The sequence below is a fragment of the Liquorilactobacillus sicerae genome (genome assembly GCF_029916425.1).
Lineage (GTDB): Bacteria > Bacillota > Bacilli > Lactobacillales > Lactobacillaceae > Liquorilactobacillus > Liquorilactobacillus sicerae.
In genome coordinates, this window is sequence record NZ_JAHAVQ010000103.1 from 1 (window position 1) to 609 (window position 609).

A 609-nucleotide genomic window follows, 5' to 3' on the forward strand; every position below is an offset into this window, starting at 1 on the left:
AGACGAGCGTTATATGAGAGCTCGTTAAGCGGACCATCGAACGACCAACCTCCATAAACAAGCAAGACGCTGAAAATTAAATAAAATGTGCAGTATAAAAAGTAAAGAAATTTCTTTGGAATCCTTTCGTGAATAGCATCAAGTGGTTTGATGATAAATATCGTTAAACTGGCAAAAAGAGAGATTATAAATAATAATAATGTATTGCATACACCTGCCAAAAATAGATAGCTAATTAAAGGGATTGAAAAACTTGGCCACCCTGAAATCCAAAAACCAATCAAAGCCAACAAAGGAATCATTAAAATCGAGACGTTAAAAAAAGGTATTAACAATGCTTTAAAGAAATCAAGTTTCGACCAACCCAATAACATTGTTTTCCCTAATTTATCAATTGATTTAACTATCAGAGAAGACAGGGATACAAAGATAAGAAAACTCGTTAAAGCTAGAACGACTGCAGCAACGGTAAAATACAAGCTATCATATTCGAAAGAACCAAATTTTTCCGCTAGAAGTTCGTCGTATGTTTTTCCACTGGCTTTGACAAGGCCTGTTATAAATTTTTTTCTTTGTTTGTGGCTGCCGACAATCTGATAAGCACCCTGT

The 609-nt window shown here is 34.6% G+C and carries 1 protein-coding gene; it reads right to left on the reverse strand.

Annotated elements, in window-relative coordinates; translation table 11 throughout:
- Nucleotides 1-609: hypothetical protein (locus KH893_RS11460; RefSeq protein ID WP_281166233.1), on the reverse strand; the 609-nt coding region annotated here is incomplete at both ends.